The sequence below is a fragment of the Sterolibacterium denitrificans genome (assembly GCF_900174485.1).
Taxonomy (GTDB): Bacteria; Pseudomonadota; Gammaproteobacteria; order Burkholderiales; family Rhodocyclaceae; genus Sterolibacterium; species Sterolibacterium denitrificans.
The window spans coordinates 2633436-2647775 of sequence record NZ_LT837803.1 but is presented as its reverse complement, the minus strand read 5'-3'; the positions used below and the strand labels follow the sequence as shown (position 1 = coordinate 2647775).

The following is a 14340-nucleotide window of genomic DNA, read 5'->3' as shown; positions in this document are numbered from 1 at the left end:
CCATCAGTAGGCGGCAGCCTGCCTCTCTTCACTATCCGTCCCTGAACCCGTCATGCCGGAGCCCTCCCAAGCAAACCACCCGGCAGCCGAACCGGACTCTGCGGCAGACGCCGCCGCAACCCTCGATCCGCAGGACTGGCAAGCGTTGCGCGTCCAGGCGCACCGCATGCTGGACGACATCCTCGACTATCAGCAGCACATTCGCCAGCGCCCGGTCTGGCAACCCGCGCCGGCGGCGGTGCGCGACACCTTCCAGCAGGCATTGCCGCGGCAGCCGCAAGCCTTGTCCGCCGTGCATGAAGACTTCATGCAGGACATCCTGCCCTACGCCATCGGCAATGCCCATCCGGGTTTCATGGGCTGGGTGCATGGGGCCGGCACGCCGGTCGGCATGTTGGGCGAGATGCTGGCCGCCGGGCTGAACGCCAACCTGGGCGGGCGGGCGCAGGTTCCCATTGCCGTCGAGCGCCAGGTCACGCACTGGATGCGCGAGCTGTTCGGCTTTCCCGAAAACGCCAGCGGCCTGTTCGTCACCGGCACTTCGATGGCCAATCTGCTTGCCTTGCTCGTCGCCAGGACGCAAGCGCTGGGTACCGATACGCGGCGCCAGGGTTTGCTGGCCGGCGGCGAGCAGCTCGTTGCCTACGCTTCCGCCGGCGCGCACAAGTGCATTTACAAGGCGATGGACGTGGCGGGTATCGGCGGCGAGTTCCTCCGCACCATTCCACTGGACGGAAATTTCCGCATCGACCTCGCCGCGCTGGAACAGGCCATTGCCGAGGATCGCGCCGCCGGGCTCAAGCCGTTCATGATTGCCGGGACGGCGGGCTCCGTCGATGTCGGCGCCATCGATCCCCTGCCGCAACTGGCCGATCTTGCCCAGCGCGAAGGGCTGTGGTTCCACATCGACGGCGCCTTCGGCGCGCTCGGCATGCTGGCGCCGGACATCGCCCCGCGTCTGGCCGGTATCGAACGCGCCGATTCGATCGCCTTCGATTTCCACAAATGGCTGCAGGTGCCCTATGACGCCGGCTTCGTGCTGGTGCGCGACGGCAACCTGCATTTCGACAGCTTCGCCCTGCCGGTCGCCTATCTCAGCCGCGACATGCGCGGCATGGCTGCCGGCTCGCCGTGGCCCTGCGATTTCGGCCTCGATCTGTCGCGCAGCTTCAAGGCGCTGAAGACCTGGTTCACCATCAAGGTGTATGGCACCGAACGGCTCGGCCGCATGATCTCGGCCACCTGCGAATTGGCGCGCTACCTGGCGCGGCGTGTCGCGGATGCGCCGCAGCTCGAACTGCTGGCGCCGGTCGAGCTCAACATCGTCTGCTTCCGCTACCGCTGTCCGGCAGGGTCGAATGCCGACCTGGTGAATGCCGCCATCGTCGTCGCCCTGCAGGAGTCCGGCATCGCCGCGCCGTCGACCACCACCATCGCCGGCCATCTGGCGATTCGGGTGGCCATCGTCAATCATCGTACGCAGCGGCCCGACATCGACGCGCTGTTGCGCGCCACGCTGGAACTCGGCGAAAAAACCCTGGCCAGCGGCGTCGGCCAGGGTGCGTCGCTCAATGGTTTCGGTTTCGGCTTCGGCCTGCGCCAGGACGCTGCGGAATGAGCCAACCGAGCCAGCCGCTGCTCGGCAATGCCGCGCTGATGCGCCGGGCGCTGGCCGGCGACGATCTGCGTCCGCTCGGCCAGCAGTTGCTGGCGCGCGCCGCCGCCGATCCGCAGGACGCCAATGCGCTGATGGACATGGCGACGCTGCTTCAACTCACCGGCAACCGCGATCTGGCCTTGTCGATGCAGCGTCAGGCGCTGGAAATCACGCCGTTGTATCACCTGCCGGCGCTGCGGGAAGACGCGCGCGCGCCGTTGCGCCTGCTTGCCTTCATGACGCCGGGCGACCTGATGAGCAACACGCCGCTCGACTGCCTGCTCGAAGACTCGGATGTCGCCCTCGACATGCTCTACATGGGCGACGGTCTGGCGCCGCCGGAAGAGTTGCCCGATCACGACCTGCTGTTCATCGCCATCGGCCCCTCGGCGCGCCACACCGCGCTGCTTGCCGAACTTGCCGGCATCACCCGCGACTGGCCGCGGCCGGTGATCAATGCGCCGGAACGCATCATCTGCACCACGCGCGACCAGGCCGGCCGCTACCTGCGCGGCGCGCCGGGCATCGTCATGCCGGCGACGCGGCGCATCGAGCGCGGCATGCTGGCGCAGATCGGCAGCGGCGAGCTTGCGCTGCGGGACGTGCTCGAGGACGGCCGCTTCCCGCTGATCGCCCGGCCGCTCGACACCCACGCCGGACAGGGCATGACGAAAATCGACGGCGCCGCGGACATCGCCGCCTTTCTCGCCGGCGCGGCGGAAGAGGAATTCCACGTCTCCAGTTTCATCGACTATCGCAATGACGACGGCCTGTACCGCAAATACCGCGTCGTCCTCATCGAAGGCCGGCCCTACGCTTGCCACATGGGCATCTCGGCACACTGGATGATCCACTACCTGAACGCCGGCATGGCCGAGTCCGCCGCCAAGCGCGCCGAGGAAGCGCACTTCATGGCGGAATTCGACGCGGACTTCGCCCGCCGCCATGCGGCCGCCCTGGCCGTCATCCATGAGCGCATGCCGCTCGACTACCTGGTGATCGACTGCGCCGAAGCGCCGGACGGGGGCGGCCTGCTGATTTTTGAAGTCGACACCAGCGCCGTGGTGCATGCCATGGATCCGCCCACGGTCTTTCCCTACAAACAACCGCCGATGCGGAAAGTCTTCCAGGCTTTCCGCGCCATGCTCGAAGCGGCCCGGCAGCGTAATTTGTAACTTGCGACTTGTGACTTGTGACCGAGGTAGCCGAGGAATACTTGCCGTCCGTTGAAGCGCTGCTCGTCAGCGGTGGCGATGCCCGCATCGCCCTGGATCCGGCAAGCGGCTGCAATATCTATGGCTGCCCGCCCAGACCGGCGCCACGGTTGCTGGCCTTCGGCTCATCGACGGCCTCGCCGGTTTCGCCGGCCGGCCTGGCGGCCGCGACGCAACTGCATGCCCGCCTGCAACGCTCGCTTGCCGCAGGCGCCACGGTGGCGGCGGCATGCGCAAGGCAAATCCATGCCGAGGAACTGGCGCGGCAACGCGGCGAATTGCAAAGCCTGTATGCCGACGCTGCGGCCGACATCATTTTCGCCAGCTCGGGCAGCGAACTGCATCTGATCGCCGCCCAGCTCGCGGCGGCAAATGCCGCGCAAGCCTTGCGCATCGTCGGCATCGCCGCGGCGGAAACCGGCAGCCAGGTGCCGGCCGCCTTGCGCGGGCTGCATTTCGCCCGGCATGGCGCAGAGGATGGCAGGCCGATCATCGCCGGCCGCACGCTGGAATTCGTCGATGTGGCCGTGCGCGATGCCGGTGGCAGGCCGCGCCCGCCGGCCGAGGTTGATGCCGACATCGGCGCGCAAGTCCTGGCGGCGGCCGCCGAAGACCGGCAGGTGCTGCTGATCGTCGCCGATGTCGCCAAGACCGGCCTGCTCGCGCCCACGCCCGCCTGCGTCATGGCATTGCAACGGCAACTGGGCGCGCGGCTGACGATCCTGGTCGATGCCTGCCAGTTGCGTCTGGCCCCGGCGACCTTGCAAGCCTGGCTGGCGCAGGGATGCCTGGTGGCGCTGACCGGCTCGAAATTCATTGGCGGCCCGAGTTTTTCCGGCGCCCTGCTCGTGCCATCGCGGTTGGCCGCGCGTTGGCGCAACACCGCCGTGCCCGCCAGCCTGCGAGCCTATTCGGCGCAGGCCGCCTGGCCGGCCGGCTGGCGGGTCGATGCGCTGCCGGATACGCCCAACTTCGGCCTGCTGCTGCGCTGGGAAGCGGCGCTGGCCGAAATGCGCGCCTTTCATGCGCTGCCCGATGCCGGCGTGAGGCGCATCCTCGAGCATTGCGCCGCCGCCGTGCGCGACCGCCTGGCGCGCGATCCGCTGCTGGAGGCCTTGCCGGTACCGCCGCTCGAACGCCATGCGCTGCCGGGTGGAGAGGGCGAGGGCGCACCGGCGGCGCGCTGGGATACCTGCCAGACCATCTTCCCCTTCCTGCTGCGCCGGCCCGATGGCCGTTACCTCGATGCGGCGGCAACTGCCGCCATCCAGCGCGATCTGCTCCGGGGCGCGAGCGAAAATGGAAACGTGGGTCTGCGTTGCCAGTTCGGCCAACCCGTCGCCTGCGGCCAGCGCGACGGTCAGGCCATCGCCGCGTTGCGCCTGTGCTTCAGCGCCCGCCAGATCGTCGCTGCCGCACAAGGCCCGGCGGCGCTGGCGGCATTGAGTGCCCAGGCGCTGCTTGCCCTGGATCGGGTTGCGGCGCGGCTGCGCGCTGCCGCATTGCCGTAACCAGCCTCAGCCTCAACTCATCCCCAGCTCGCGCGCCTTGCGCTCGCGCTCTGCCTTGATGATGTAGCGCTGCAACTGCATTTCCTGCTTGGCGGTCAGGCCGATGAACTGGCAGCCGGCGCGTTCGTGGCGGGCGCCGGTGAGCAGGGTGACTTCATACAGGCTGCGGATGCGCATGTTGACGGTCAGGATGCCGATCTCCGGCAGGTCGATGCGGCAATTTTCCAGCAGCATGTCGGTGCTCAGGCCGAGGCTCTCGCTCTTGCTGAGAAAGCCGATGCCGCCTGCGCTGATGTCGATCACGTTGACTTCGATCGGCTGCAGCCCGCCATCGTAGGACTTGAATGGAATGCTGCACCTGATCGATTGCAGCACCGGCAGGACGAAGCGATAGAAATCGCGCCGCTGCAGGCGCACCAAGATTTCCGGCGTATTGGCGAGGAAGGCCGGGCGGCCTTCGAACTGCAGCGCATCGACGCCGTTCAGCACGAACTGGATTTTGATCTTGTCGAGATTCGAGACGCAGATCAGGCGATCCGCCGCCAGCGCCCGCTGGTTCATTTCCGCGCTGCTGCCGACATCCAGCACCAGCGTTCTGCCGTCGGCAGCGAGTTGCAGCAGCGAGGAGAGCATGAAGTCCTGGCCCTGATTGAAATACACCGTCATCAGCGCATTGTGTTCGATCATCGAACGCAATACCGCCAATATCTCGCTGCGCGAGCGCAGGGTGTAGTCCTTTTCCTCCTCATCGCGCAGGCGTTCGAAGCGGTTTTGCGGGATCGATGACGAGGGCGGGGGGGGAGGCGTATGCGGCGGGGCGGATGTTTCGTCGGTCATGCCAGGATCCATGCGATGCGACTGTCGAGTTTATTCCATGCAACAGCGCCGCGCCAACACATCGCGTTGCGCCCAGTCATGTCCAATCACCCCCAGTCACGCTGAGTTGCGGCGGGGCCGTCGTTACGGCCGCTCCTGCTCCAGCCGGTAGATCCAGGCCAGCAGTTCGGCGATGGCGACGTAGAGCTGGGGCGGGATGTGGTCGTCGAGGTTGGACTGCATCAGCAGGGTGACGAGTTCCGGCGACTCGTGGACGAAGACGCCGGCTTCGTGGGCGCGGCGGATGATTTCCTCGGCAATCAGGCCTCGGCCCTTGGCGACGATGCGCGGCGCCGTATCGCCGGGGGCATAGGCCAGGGCCAGGGCCAGCGCCCGTTCCTCGCGCGGGGTTTCCGGTTCCGGCGTGGCGGGGAGGGGACGGGCTCCAGGGGCAGGTGGGTTGCTCATGGCGCATCGGCATCTTCGGCCGTCGACTGGCGCACCAGAAAACCGCGCAGGGGCACGCCAGCGGCGGCCAGCGCCTGGGCCAGATCATCCACGGCGGCGCGCAGGGCGGCGGCACTGCCGGCTTCGGCCGCCGCCAGATCCAGGCGCACGCCGGCCGGGCCCAGATGCAGCGCGGCTTCCAGCCTGCCGAGGCGTGGCGTGGTGAGGCGCAGATGGGTCTGCCAGGGCTCGTTGTCCTCCTCGCTGCCGCCGGCATGCTCATCGCCCTGCCATTCCACCCGCCAATCCAGTTCCTGTCCCGGCCAGACCTCGCCATGCCAGAGCAGGCGCTGGCTGCCGGCGGCATCCAGTTGCTGCTGGACCAGCGCGCGCAGTTCGTCGGGCATGGTCGGCAGATTGGCTAGCTGCGGCAGCGCGACCGCCGGCCGGGCGGCCTCGCCGGCGTCCTGGCGCACCAGGCCGGCCGCGTGCTGGGGCTGCGCGGCGTTGGCCGTCGCCGCTTGCTGGCGGCTGCCTGCCTGCGCCGCCTCGGCGGCAGTGCCTGGGGGTTGTTCCGCCGCCTGGCTGCCCGCTGCCTGCTGCTGATTCGCCTGATACAACAGCAGGCCTTGCAGCACGTTGTTGCCGAGCGCTTGCTGCGCAGTCGCGGTCTGCGTGCCGGCGCCGCCGGCCGTTTGGGCAGGGGTAGGCGCGGCCGCGTCGGCAGGCAATGGCAAGGGTGAAGCACCGGCCGGCTGCTGGCCCTGGGGTTCCTGGCGCAACTGACTCAGCGGCAGCTTGCCGGCCACCCATTGCGCCTGATGCGCTTCATAAAACAGGCCGCTTTGCGACACCGCCCGGCCGAGTACCGGCGCCAACTCGGCGCCGTTGCCGGTCGGTCGCGCCAGCAGCGGCTCGCCGCGATTCAGCGGGGCGGCCTTGGGCGACTCGCCTTCGGCCACCAGCAGCGTGCGCAGCATGCGGGCGGCGTTGCTCCAGGTGGTCTGCGGCGGATTCTGATTGGCCCCGGCCTGCTGCGCGGCCGCGCTCTGTGGATCGGCCAGCTTGGCGACGATGCTCTTCGGCGTCTGCTCGACCACCACCAGTTCGAGCACGTCGCCGCTTTTCGCGCTCGACGGCAGTGACAGCGTCACTTGCTTGCCGGCGACCAGGGCCAGATAGGTATTCTGCGGCAGCACATCGCGAATCTGCGCGGTGAAATTCTGCCCCGCCTGCAGACGCGGTAAGTCGGCGGTGATTTCCTTGACCGGCGTGACCGGCCGCGCCTGCTGCGGCAGCAGTTCGTTTTCGAGGCGCAGGCGCAGCCCGGCGTCGGAGGGAATCAGCGCCATGCGCGCGCTCCGCGGCAGGTGGTGGCGTGGGTAGTGTGGATGGCGGCAACAAGCCCGCCCGACTCAAGCGGCCGGCGGGCCGGCGTCCTAGGCAGCGTCGCGGGTTTTCGCGACAGGGTCAGTGGCAGGGTGAATGGCACGCGGGGGCGGAAGATGTGCATCGGATCGACCTCGCATTCCGGCTTCGGCCTCGATACCCGCATGCGCCCGTGGTCTAACAGGCGCGCGCCTGGCGCTGCGCGTGCTTGCTCCGGCGTGGCGGCGGGTTGAGAAAATCGCAGACGCGCTCCATCCATGGCTCGGTATGGCGGCGGATTTCCGCATCGTCATCGAGGATGCGCTGGATCAGCACGGTCTTTTGCTGCAGTTCGGCTTCCGTGAGTTGGCTGTCGCCATCCGGCAGCGCATTGCGCAACACGGCAACCGAGCGCGCCAGCATCTTCAGGGTTTCCCAATCCTGGATGCGCGCTGCTGCGGCCATGCGGGAAGACAGTGCATTCATTTCTTCGTACAGCGAAATCGGCGATGTAGGCATGAGCCGCATGGTAAAGGCCTCACAGCAAACGGATTCGCAAAATGAAGGTAGGGAATCGCGGCTATTTCTGCTGGCTGCCCGTCTGCCGCCTGAATGTGAAACCTGGGAATGCGAGAACCCGGAAATCAGGGAGCGGGAACGCGCCCTAATCATCGTCGTTGCTGCCGTAAGCCTGATCCACCCGGCGCTGGTTGGCTGCCGTGCCGAGCTGCTGGCGGGTTTCCTCCAGCTTGGGCTGTGCCTGGTGCCGGACGCTTTCGTGATCGAGGATGATCTGCCTGATCAAACGCCTCTGCTCGGCGATTTCCTCTTCGCTCGCCGTCACCGGCACGGGATGGGCGATCAGGTGATCGCGCAGCGCAGCGATCTGGTTTTCCAGCTCGATCACCCGGTCCCAGTCATTGCGCTCCACGGCAGCCAGCATGTGCGCCGAAAGTATGTGCATCTCCTGATAACCGACCGGGGCAGGTTTGCCAGGCATGGTGGCTCGTCCGTTTCGTTAGACTGGTCAGGGGAGTCAGGCAACGGCCGAGGCCGAAGCTGAAGTGGTGGCCGACTGCGCCGCCGGTGCGCCGGCGATCTCCACCCAGGCGCTGCGGATATCGGCGAGCAGTCGGCTGACCTCATCGAGCGCCGTCTTGTCGTTGCGCAAATTGGCCTGGAGCAGACGGTTGCACATGTAGTCATAAAGCGCGTCGAGGTTCTGCGCCAGCTCGCCGCCCTTGTCCTTGTCGAGACTGGCCTTCAGCCCGTTGCTGATGATGTCGATGGCGTGTGAAATCGACTGACCCTTCCCGGCGGGATTTTGCTGCTGCATCTGCAGACCGGCATTCGAGATGGCCAGCAGGGCGCCGTCGAACAGCATGACGATCAACTGGTGCGGGCTGGCGGCCTCGACGCCGGTTTCGACGCCGACCTTGCTGTAGGCCTGGGCGGCATTGCCACGAGGGGTGAACATGGTGTGCTCCTCTTGCGTTCCTGTGCGCTGGGTTGCCGGGGTTGCTTTACTTGCTGCCGTTGGTCATGGCGGCCAGCGCGCTCAACTGCTGCGTCAGATAGTTGCTGGTCGTCGACATGCTGGAAATCAGGCTGTCCAGCGCCTGGAACTGCTTGAGGTAATTGGCCTGCACCGCTTCCAGGCGCTGGTTGATCGCGGTGCGCTGGCGGGCGATATCCTTGATCGTGCTGTTCAGGCCATCCGTGCGCGAAGTCAGCGAGCCACCCTCGCCGAGCATGTTGGTCAGCGCATTGCCGAAGCGCACGGCAATGCCCTCCCTGCCGGCTTCCGTGCTGCTGAACAGGCCCATGACATCCCGCTCCGGGTTATTCAGCGCCGCCTTCAGCTTCGCATCATCGACCTTCAGCGTGCCATCCAGTTGGCGGCTGATGCCGATATCCGACAGCCGCGCGGTATTGCCGGAAATGTCGCCGACCACGCTGCCGCTCAGGCTGGAGAGCTGAAACTCCAGGCTGCGCACCGTGCTGTCCCCGGTCAGCGTCGAAGCCTTCTTCGCCTCCGCGTCATAGGCCGAAACCCTGCCCAGCGTCGTCACCACATCGTTGTAGGCCTTGACGAAGGCATTGATCGCCGAGGTCGTCATGCCGGTATCGCGCGCCACCGTCACCTTCGTCTCGCCCAGCTTGGCCAGGCCCAGCGTCAGGCCGCTGATCACATCGCTCACCGTATTGCTCGAACGGGTGATCTCGATATTGTTGACGGTGAAGATGGCATCATCCGCCGCCTGCGTCTGCAGCATGGTCGGCGTATCGCTGCCGCCATAGGCAAAATCCGTCAGGCTGTGCGTCGCACCGCTGCCGGTTTCGGCAACGCTCAAGCCGATGGCTCCATTCGTCCCCAGGCTTGCCGAGGTCAACACCAGGCGCTGCGCCGAGCCGGTATTGACCACCGCCGCATTCACGCCGGCCTTGGCCTCGTTGATCGACTTGGCGATTCCCGCCAGGGTATCGTTCTTGCCGGCCTCGATCGCGACATTCGTCGTCTTGCCATTCACCGTCAGCGTCAGCGTGCCGGCATTGAAGGTATCGCTGGTCGTATACGCGCCATCGCTGCGGATGACGTGGTTCTTCGCCAACTGGGTGACGTTGATGTTGTAGTTGCCGGGCGCGACCGAGGTATCTGCCGTGGCGGTGAGGATCGACGTATCGGCAACCGTCGCGCTGCTGCCGGTGAAGCTTGCCGGCTTGGCCAGAGTCTGCGCCGCCGTCTGCAGGGCGGACAGGCTGCTCTTGACCGAGCCGAAAGCCGAAATCTTCGCCTGTATCGTTGCCTCTTTCGAGGCCAGGGACACCAGGGGCTTGCTTTCCGCCTCCATCAGCTTGCTGACCAGCCCGCTGACATCGAGGCCCGAGCCGATACCTGTCGAAGAAAGACCTGCCATGATGCCAACCTCCTGCCAAAAGACGCTCTGTGGCTATTATCGGCCAAAAAAGGAAAAACTGAAGGAACAACGTCTGCGGACGACTTTTACCGGCCGTATCGATGTTTCGTGCGTCTGTCGTACGTTTATTTATGCTCCGCAGCCGATGACGAGATTGGATATCGGGTAACCGGATTTTGTTCCGGCGCCGCGCCGCCCGCTCCGCCTATTCCGCCTGCTCCCTACTCCCCGCCGACTTCCAGCACGATCTTGCCGATGTGCCGGCCGCTTTCCATCAGGCGGTGCGCCTCGGCCGCCTGGGCCAGGGGGAAGCGGGCGCAGACGTGGGTTTTCAGCAGACCGGCGCCCAGCGCCGGCCAGACCGTGCGCGCCAGGGCATCGCGGATGGCGGCTTTTTCGCCGCGCGTGCGCGAGCGCATGGTCGAGCCGGTGATATGCAGGCGCTTCATCATCACCGGCATGAAATCGAAGTGCGTCTTGCTGCCTTCGAGAAAGGCGATCAGCACCAGCCGTCCATCGCGGCGCAGGGCGCCGAGGTCTTTCTGCAGATAGTCGCCGCCAACCATGTCGAGCACCACATCGACCCCTTCGCCGGCAGTGATTTCCCTGATCCGGGCGAGGAAATCCTCCTCGCGGTAATTGATGACGTGATGGGCGCCGAAGGCTTCGCAGAAGGTCTGCTTTTCCGTACTGCCGACGGTAACGAAAACCTCCGCGCCGACGTGCCGGGCAAGCTGGATGGCGGCCAGGCCGATGCCGCTCGCGCCGCCATGCACCAGCAGACGCTCGCCGGCCTTGAGCTGGCCCAGGTCGATGAGATTGGCCCAGACGGTGAACCAGGTTTCCGGCAATGCCGCCGCCGTCGCCAGGCTCATCTCCTCGGCCACTGGCAGGGCATGGGCGGCGGGCGCCAGGCAATGGCTGGCATAGCCGCCGCCCGGCGTCAGCGCGGCGACGCGATCGCCCACTTGCCATTCGGTGACTTCATCGCCGACCGCCGCGACGCGGCCGGCGACTTCCAGACCGAGCAGCGGCGAAGCATCCGCCGGCGGCGGATACAGTCCGGCGCGCTGCAGGAGGTCCGGCCGATTGACGCCGGCATAGCCGACCTCGATGAGGATTTCCCCCGCGCCCGGCCGCGGCTGCTCGCCCTCGACCAGCCGCAGCACCTCGGCAGAACCGCCCTCGCCATGACTGATATAGCGCATCGCTTCCCTCCAAACCCTAGCCTTGGCTCCCCGGCCCCTCTTCGTCCGGCCCGCCTTCGCCGCCCAGCGCTGCGACCAACTGCGGCAGCAGGCGGCTGAATTCGCCCGACATGATGAGGAAATCGGCTTCAAACAACTCGTCGGCGCTCTCGGCCTGGCGCTCGGCCTCTTCCTTGAGCAGATCGAGAAAAGCCAGCCGCTTGACCTGCAACTGCTCGGTGAGGACGAAGGCAATCCGATCCTGCCAGGTCAGCGCCAGGCGCGTGACGGACTTGCCGGCGGCGATGTGGCCGGCGATTTCGGCGGCTTCCAGCGTATGCCGCACATAGCGCACGGTGGCGCGATCCTCCCCGACGGCGCGCAATTCGCAGTCGCGGTCGATGGTGAAACCGTCCGGCGCCTCGCTGGCCGCCAGCCAGGCGCTCATCGCCGCGGCCGGCGAAAGCTGCGTGCGCAGCGGCCGCAGCGGCAACTCGCCCAGCGTCTGCTTGAGGTGTTCGACGACTTCCTCCGCCCGCGCCGCGCTGCCGGCGTCGATGGCGCACCAGCCGCCCTGCAGCTCGAACCAGACATAGGTCAGGCGGCGCTTGACGAAAGCGCGCGGCAGCAACTCGGCGGTCACTGCCTCACGCACGTCCAGCGTCTGCCGGCGGCCGGGCTTGAAGCCCTGCTGCTCCTCCAGCTCGGCCAGGCGCTCCTGGGCATACTGGCGCACCACCGAAGCCGGCAGGAGCTTTTGCTCGACGCCCAGGCAAATCAGCAACTGCCGGTTCGCGGCGATGACCAGCTCATCCGGATTGCCGCGCGGCGGCACCCAGCCCCGCGCCTGCATCTCGCTGGCGCTGCAGCCGCGAAAGGCATGCTTCTCGAGCTTGAGCTGCAAACCGGCAGCGTTGGTCTGCCAGTCCGGGTCCAGGCGATAAATCTGTAGATTGCGAAACCACATGGGAAAGTCTTTTTCTGTTGATTTTGGGAAGGCCGCGTGATTCTAACCGGCGGGTGCTGAAGCCGGGGCTCGCGTTGGCGGGCTTTTCAAAGGCCGGGTTTCGCCCTGGCGGGCGACCTCCTTTCTTGTCGTGCGACAAAGGGGAAAGGGGCCAGGGTCGGTATTTTGATATTTCGGTGGGTTGTTTTCTGACGGAACGTTGAAGCCGGGACTCGCCCCGGCGGGCGAGTTACTTTTTGCCGCGCGGCAAAAAGTAACCAAAAAGCGCGCCCCGCTTTGCCGGCCCGGCGAAGCCGGGCTGCCCTCACTACGCTGTCCCCGGCCGGCCTGCTTTGCAAACTCGCTACGCTCGAACAGCAAAGCAGGACATCCCCGTCCGAGGCCAGCTCCGTTCGGCGGCGCAGAGGGGAATGAAAGGCGTCACAGTCCGACGGACAGAGCGCGGCGCTTTGCGCCGGGTAAGCTGATGCAGGGTTGCACGCTTGATACATATTCGTCGTCCCCGCGAAAGCGGGGACCCAGGGACGTACTGGATTCCCGCTTTCGCGGGAATGACGAAGCCGCCGATATATTCCAGCAGGTTTGGTGTTTCGCTTTTCAACCCCCACGCGTTGAGCAGCACCCCATTCCCCTGTGTCTCGCCGAGTTTCGCCGCCGTCGAGCGGGGTTTTCCGGTTTCGTTGTCCGAGCGCAGCGAGTTTAGAAACCGGCCGCTCGGCGGCGGCGAAACTCGGGTAGCCCGCAGGGCCGAGACACTGGGGTGCGCTTCTTTGCCTCCTTTCTTGTCGCACGACAAGAAAGGAGGTCGCCCGCCAGGGCGAAACCTGGCAATGCCAAATCGCCCGCCAGGGCGAGTCCCGGCTTCAGCGCACCATCAGAGAAATCCCCACCGAAATACCGCCCCCGACCTACTTCTACACTTCTGAATTTTTAACCTCCATAAAATTCTTAAATTGGTAGTTATAATAACCACCATGAACAGTAGGCAAGTCATCAAGCAATTGGAAGCGGACGGCTGGGAGTTGCGGAACGTGAAGGGCAGCCACCATATCTTTCGCCACCCAACGAAGCCTGGTCACATCAGCGTGCCGCATCCCAAACAGGACTTGGGCGTCGGCTTGGTGCCTAAGCTGCTGAAACAAGCTGGATTGAAGTAAAGGAGTACATCATGAAATTTCCGATTGCCATTGAGCCCGCGACCGAAAACACGGCATGGGGTGTCGTTGTGCCTGATCTTCCGGGTTGCTTCTCGGCGGGTGATTCTGCTGAGGATGCCTTCACCAACGCGGTCGAGGCTATCGAGGCTCATTGTGAAATTCTGGCCGAAGATGGCGACGATATTCCGGTGCCCCGCAGTATCGCCCAATGGCAAGCTGATCCCGAGTTTGCCGGATGGATATGGGCGCTGGTCGATGTGGATATATCGCGCTTCGAGGGGCGCGCGGAGAAAATCAATATCACGCTGCCGCGCCGCCTGCTGGCGAAGATCGACAGCTACGCCAAAGCGCACGGCGAAACTCGCTCCGGCTTTCTGGCCGAGGCGGCCAGGGCGGCAATGCGATGACCCCGTCAATCCCTCGCGCTGGATCGCATTGAACTGCTTTGCAAACTCGCTGCGCTCGAACAGTAAAGCAGCCCCTTTACGATTGTTCGTCAGTACGGCTTAGCCGAAAAGCTCGCTATGCGAGCCAAGCCGTGCCAGGCGCAGGGTATTGTTGTCGGACTTTCGATAAATCAATAGCAGATCGGGCTTGATGTGACATTCACGGTAGCCTGCCCAATTGCCAGACAAGTCGTGGTCTCGATAATGAGCATCGAGCGGCTGATCGAGCGCCAACGGCACGATAACAGCCCTCAGCGCATCATCCAGCGTCGCTCGGTGCTGCCCCTTTGCTTCCCCGTTTGTAATCGCGCTTGAAGGCTGACGGACGATCAATCGTCCGCATGCAGATCTGCCATCAAGTCATCGACGCTGGCGAACTTCTTGCCCTTACCTGCTTCCAGCTCGGCGATTGCCTTGCGTGTGGTGGCGTTCGGCACCTTCACATCGAAGGGCAAGCGGTGCTCGTCCGCGATGCGCAACATCAGCAAGCGGATGGCGTCGGAAATCGACAACCCCATCGCTTCAAGCGCACTGGCGGCGCGCTCCTTTGTTTTGATGTCGATGCGGGCGCGGACATAGCTATCGGCTGCGGTACTCATGGCCTACTCTCCTTGAATTGAGTGGTTTAGTCGTTCTATTGTAGTCTCAATGA

General features: G+C 65.4%; 15 protein-coding genes and 1 pseudogene. 5 read left to right on the top strand and 11 right to left on the bottom strand.

Annotated elements, in window-relative coordinates; all coding sequences use genetic code 11:
• Nucleotides 1-52: 52 nt before the first annotated feature.
• From SDENCHOL_RS11925 to SDENCHOL_RS11915, 3 genes are read left to right on the top strand one after another with little or no spacing between them, the layout of a single operon-like run.
• Entirely contained in the window at nt 53-1618 is a 1566-nt protein-coding gene (locus SDENCHOL_RS11925; protein ID WP_067169991.1) for a pyridoxal phosphate-dependent decarboxylase family protein, read from the top strand.
• The gene (locus SDENCHOL_RS11920; protein ID WP_067169987.1) at nt 1615-2832 is read left to right on the top strand and encodes an ATP-grasp domain-containing protein; all 1218 of its coding nucleotides are present in this window, start codon (nt 1615-1617) and stop codon (nt 2830-2832) included. The genes SDENCHOL_RS11925 and SDENCHOL_RS11920 overlap by 4 nt, the downstream gene beginning before the upstream one ends.
• A gap of 41 nt (nt 2833-2873) precedes the next feature.
• Complete coding sequence (locus SDENCHOL_RS11915) at nt 2874-4382, top strand: hypothetical protein (RefSeq protein WP_067169984.1); 1509 nt, start codon at nt 2874-2876, stop codon at nt 4380-4382.
• 12 nt (nt 4383-4394) lie between these two features.
• Here the strand turns inward: SDENCHOL_RS11915 and SDENCHOL_RS11910 are convergent, their stop codons facing one another.
• The 9 genes from SDENCHOL_RS11910 to SDENCHOL_RS11870 all read right to left on the bottom strand — a co-directional run bounded on the left by SDENCHOL_RS11910 (nt 4395) and on the right by SDENCHOL_RS11870 (nt 12085).
• Nucleotides 4395-5219 (bottom strand): flagellar brake protein, encoded by an 825-nt coding sequence (locus SDENCHOL_RS11910; RefSeq protein WP_160329881.1) that lies wholly within the window; start codon nt 5217-5219, stop codon nt 4395-4397.
• A gap of 123 nt (nt 5220-5342) precedes the next feature.
• Nucleotides 5343-5666, bottom strand: coding sequence for an EscU/YscU/HrcU family type III secretion system export apparatus switch protein (locus SDENCHOL_RS11905; RefSeq protein ID WP_083522834.1), 324 nt, complete (start codon nt 5664-5666; stop codon nt 5343-5345).
• The gene (locus tag SDENCHOL_RS11900; protein WP_067169978.1) at nt 5663-6997 is read right to left on the bottom strand and encodes a flagellar hook-length control protein FliK; all 1335 of its coding nucleotides are present in this window, start codon (nt 6995-6997) and stop codon (nt 5663-5665) included. The genes SDENCHOL_RS11905 and SDENCHOL_RS11900 overlap by 4 nt, the downstream gene beginning before the upstream one ends.
• 214 nt (nt 6998-7211) lie before the next feature.
• A complete protein-coding gene (locus tag SDENCHOL_RS14255) occupies nt 7212-7499 on the bottom strand; it encodes a flagellar protein FliT (RefSeq protein WP_172955076.1) in 288 nt (95 codons plus the stop codon).
• A gap of 178 nt (nt 7500-7677) precedes the next feature.
• The gene (locus tag SDENCHOL_RS11890; protein WP_083522832.1) at nt 7678-8013 is read right to left on the bottom strand and encodes a flagellar protein FliT; all 336 of its coding nucleotides are present in this window, start codon (nt 8011-8013) and stop codon (nt 7678-7680) included.
• Nucleotides 8014-8049: 36 nt separating this feature from the next.
• Entirely contained in the window at nt 8050-8490 is a 441-nt protein-coding gene (gene fliS, locus SDENCHOL_RS11885; RefSeq protein WP_067169968.1) for a flagellar export chaperone FliS, read from the bottom strand.
• 46 nt (nt 8491-8536) lie between these two features.
• A complete protein-coding gene (gene fliD, locus SDENCHOL_RS11880; RefSeq protein ID WP_067169966.1) occupies nt 8537-9931 on the bottom strand; it encodes a flagellar filament capping protein FliD in 1395 nt (464 codons plus the stop codon).
• Nucleotides 9932-10152: 221 nt separating this feature from the next.
• Complete coding sequence (locus SDENCHOL_RS11875) at nt 10153-11139, bottom strand: NAD(P)H-quinone oxidoreductase (RefSeq protein ID WP_067169963.1); 987 nt, start codon at nt 11137-11139, stop codon at nt 10153-10155.
• A 16-nt stretch (nt 11140-11155) separates the two neighbouring features.
• Nucleotides 11156-12085: a recombination-associated protein RdgC gene (locus tag SDENCHOL_RS11870; RefSeq protein ID WP_067169960.1), complete on the bottom strand. Its 930-nt coding sequence runs from the start codon at nt 12083-12085 to the stop codon at nt 11156-11158.
• Nucleotides 12086-13059: 974 nt separating this feature from the next.
• Between SDENCHOL_RS11870 and SDENCHOL_RS11865 the strand changes: the two genes are divergently transcribed.
• On the top strand, nt 13060-13242 hold the full coding sequence (locus tag SDENCHOL_RS11865; protein ID WP_067169958.1) for a type II toxin-antitoxin system HicA family toxin: 183 nt from the start codon (nt 13060-13062) through the stop codon (nt 13240-13242).
• An 11-nt stretch (nt 13243-13253) separates the two neighbouring features.
• Nucleotides 13254-13649 carry a type II toxin-antitoxin system HicB family antitoxin gene (locus SDENCHOL_RS11860; protein ID WP_067169956.1) on the top strand — a complete coding sequence of 132 codons (396 nt, stop codon included), beginning with the start codon at nt 13254-13256 and terminating at the stop codon, nt 13647-13649.
• Nucleotides 13650-13748: 99 nt separating this feature from the next.
• Here the strand turns inward: SDENCHOL_RS11860 and SDENCHOL_RS11855 are convergent.
• Both SDENCHOL_RS11855 and SDENCHOL_RS11850 read right to left on the bottom strand, forming a co-directional pair.
• Nucleotides 13749-14031: pseudogene (locus SDENCHOL_RS11855) on the bottom strand (type II toxin-antitoxin system YafQ family toxin).
• Nucleotides 14018-14287, bottom strand: a complete 270-nt coding sequence (locus SDENCHOL_RS11850) for a type II toxin-antitoxin system RelB/DinJ family antitoxin (protein ID WP_067169953.1) — start codon at nt 14285-14287, stop codon at nt 14018-14020. The pseudogene SDENCHOL_RS11855 and the gene SDENCHOL_RS11850 overlap by 14 nt, the downstream one beginning before the upstream one ends.
• Nucleotides 14288-14340 lie beyond the last annotated feature (53 nt).

Coding starts and splice junctions, on each gene's coding strand:
- SDENCHOL_RS11925 (WP_067169991.1), top strand. CDS start 53: ATGCCGGAGCCCTCCCAAGCAAACCACCCGGCAGCCGAACCGGACTCT.
- SDENCHOL_RS11920 (WP_067169987.1), top strand. CDS start 1,615: ATGAGCCAACCGAGCCAGCCGCTGCTCGGCAATGCCGCGCTGATGCGC.
- SDENCHOL_RS11910 (WP_160329881.1), bottom strand. CDS start 5,219: ATGACCGACGAAACATCCGCCCCGCCGCATACGCCTCCCCCCCCGCCC.
- SDENCHOL_RS11905 (WP_083522834.1), bottom strand. CDS start 5,666: ATGAGCAACCCACCTGCCCCTGGAGCCCGTCCCCTCCCCGCCACGCCG.
- SDENCHOL_RS11900 (WP_067169978.1), bottom strand. CDS start 6,997: ATGGCGCTGATTCCCTCCGACGCCGGGCTGCGCCTGCGCCTCGAAAAC.
- SDENCHOL_RS14255 (WP_172955076.1), bottom strand. CDS start 7,499: ATGAATGCACTGTCTTCCCGCATGGCCGCAGCAGCGCGCATCCAGGAT.
- SDENCHOL_RS11890 (WP_083522832.1), bottom strand. CDS start 8,013: ATGCCTGGCAAACCTGCCCCGGTCGGTTATCAGGAGATGCACATACTT.
- fliS (WP_067169968.1), bottom strand. CDS start 8,490: ATGTTCACCCCTCGTGGCAATGCCGCCCAGGCCTACAGCAAGGTCGGC.
- fliD (WP_067169966.1), bottom strand. CDS start 9,931: ATGGCAGGTCTTTCTTCGACAGGTATCGGCTCGGGCCTCGATGTCAGC.
- SDENCHOL_RS11875 (WP_067169963.1), bottom strand. CDS start 11,139: ATGCGCTATATCAGTCATGGCGAGGGCGGTTCTGCCGAGGTGCTGCGG.
- SDENCHOL_RS11870 (WP_067169960.1), bottom strand. CDS start 12,085: ATGTGGTTTCGCAATCTACAGATTTATCGCCTGGACCCGGACTGGCAG.
- SDENCHOL_RS11865 (WP_067169958.1), top strand. CDS start 13,060: ATGAACAGTAGGCAAGTCATCAAGCAATTGGAAGCGGACGGCTGGGAG.
- SDENCHOL_RS11860 (WP_067169956.1), top strand. CDS start 13,254: ATGAAATTTCCGATTGCCATTGAGCCCGCGACCGAAAACACGGCATGG.
- SDENCHOL_RS11850 (WP_067169953.1), bottom strand. CDS start 14,287: ATGAGTACCGCAGCCGATAGCTATGTCCGCGCCCGCATCGACATCAAA.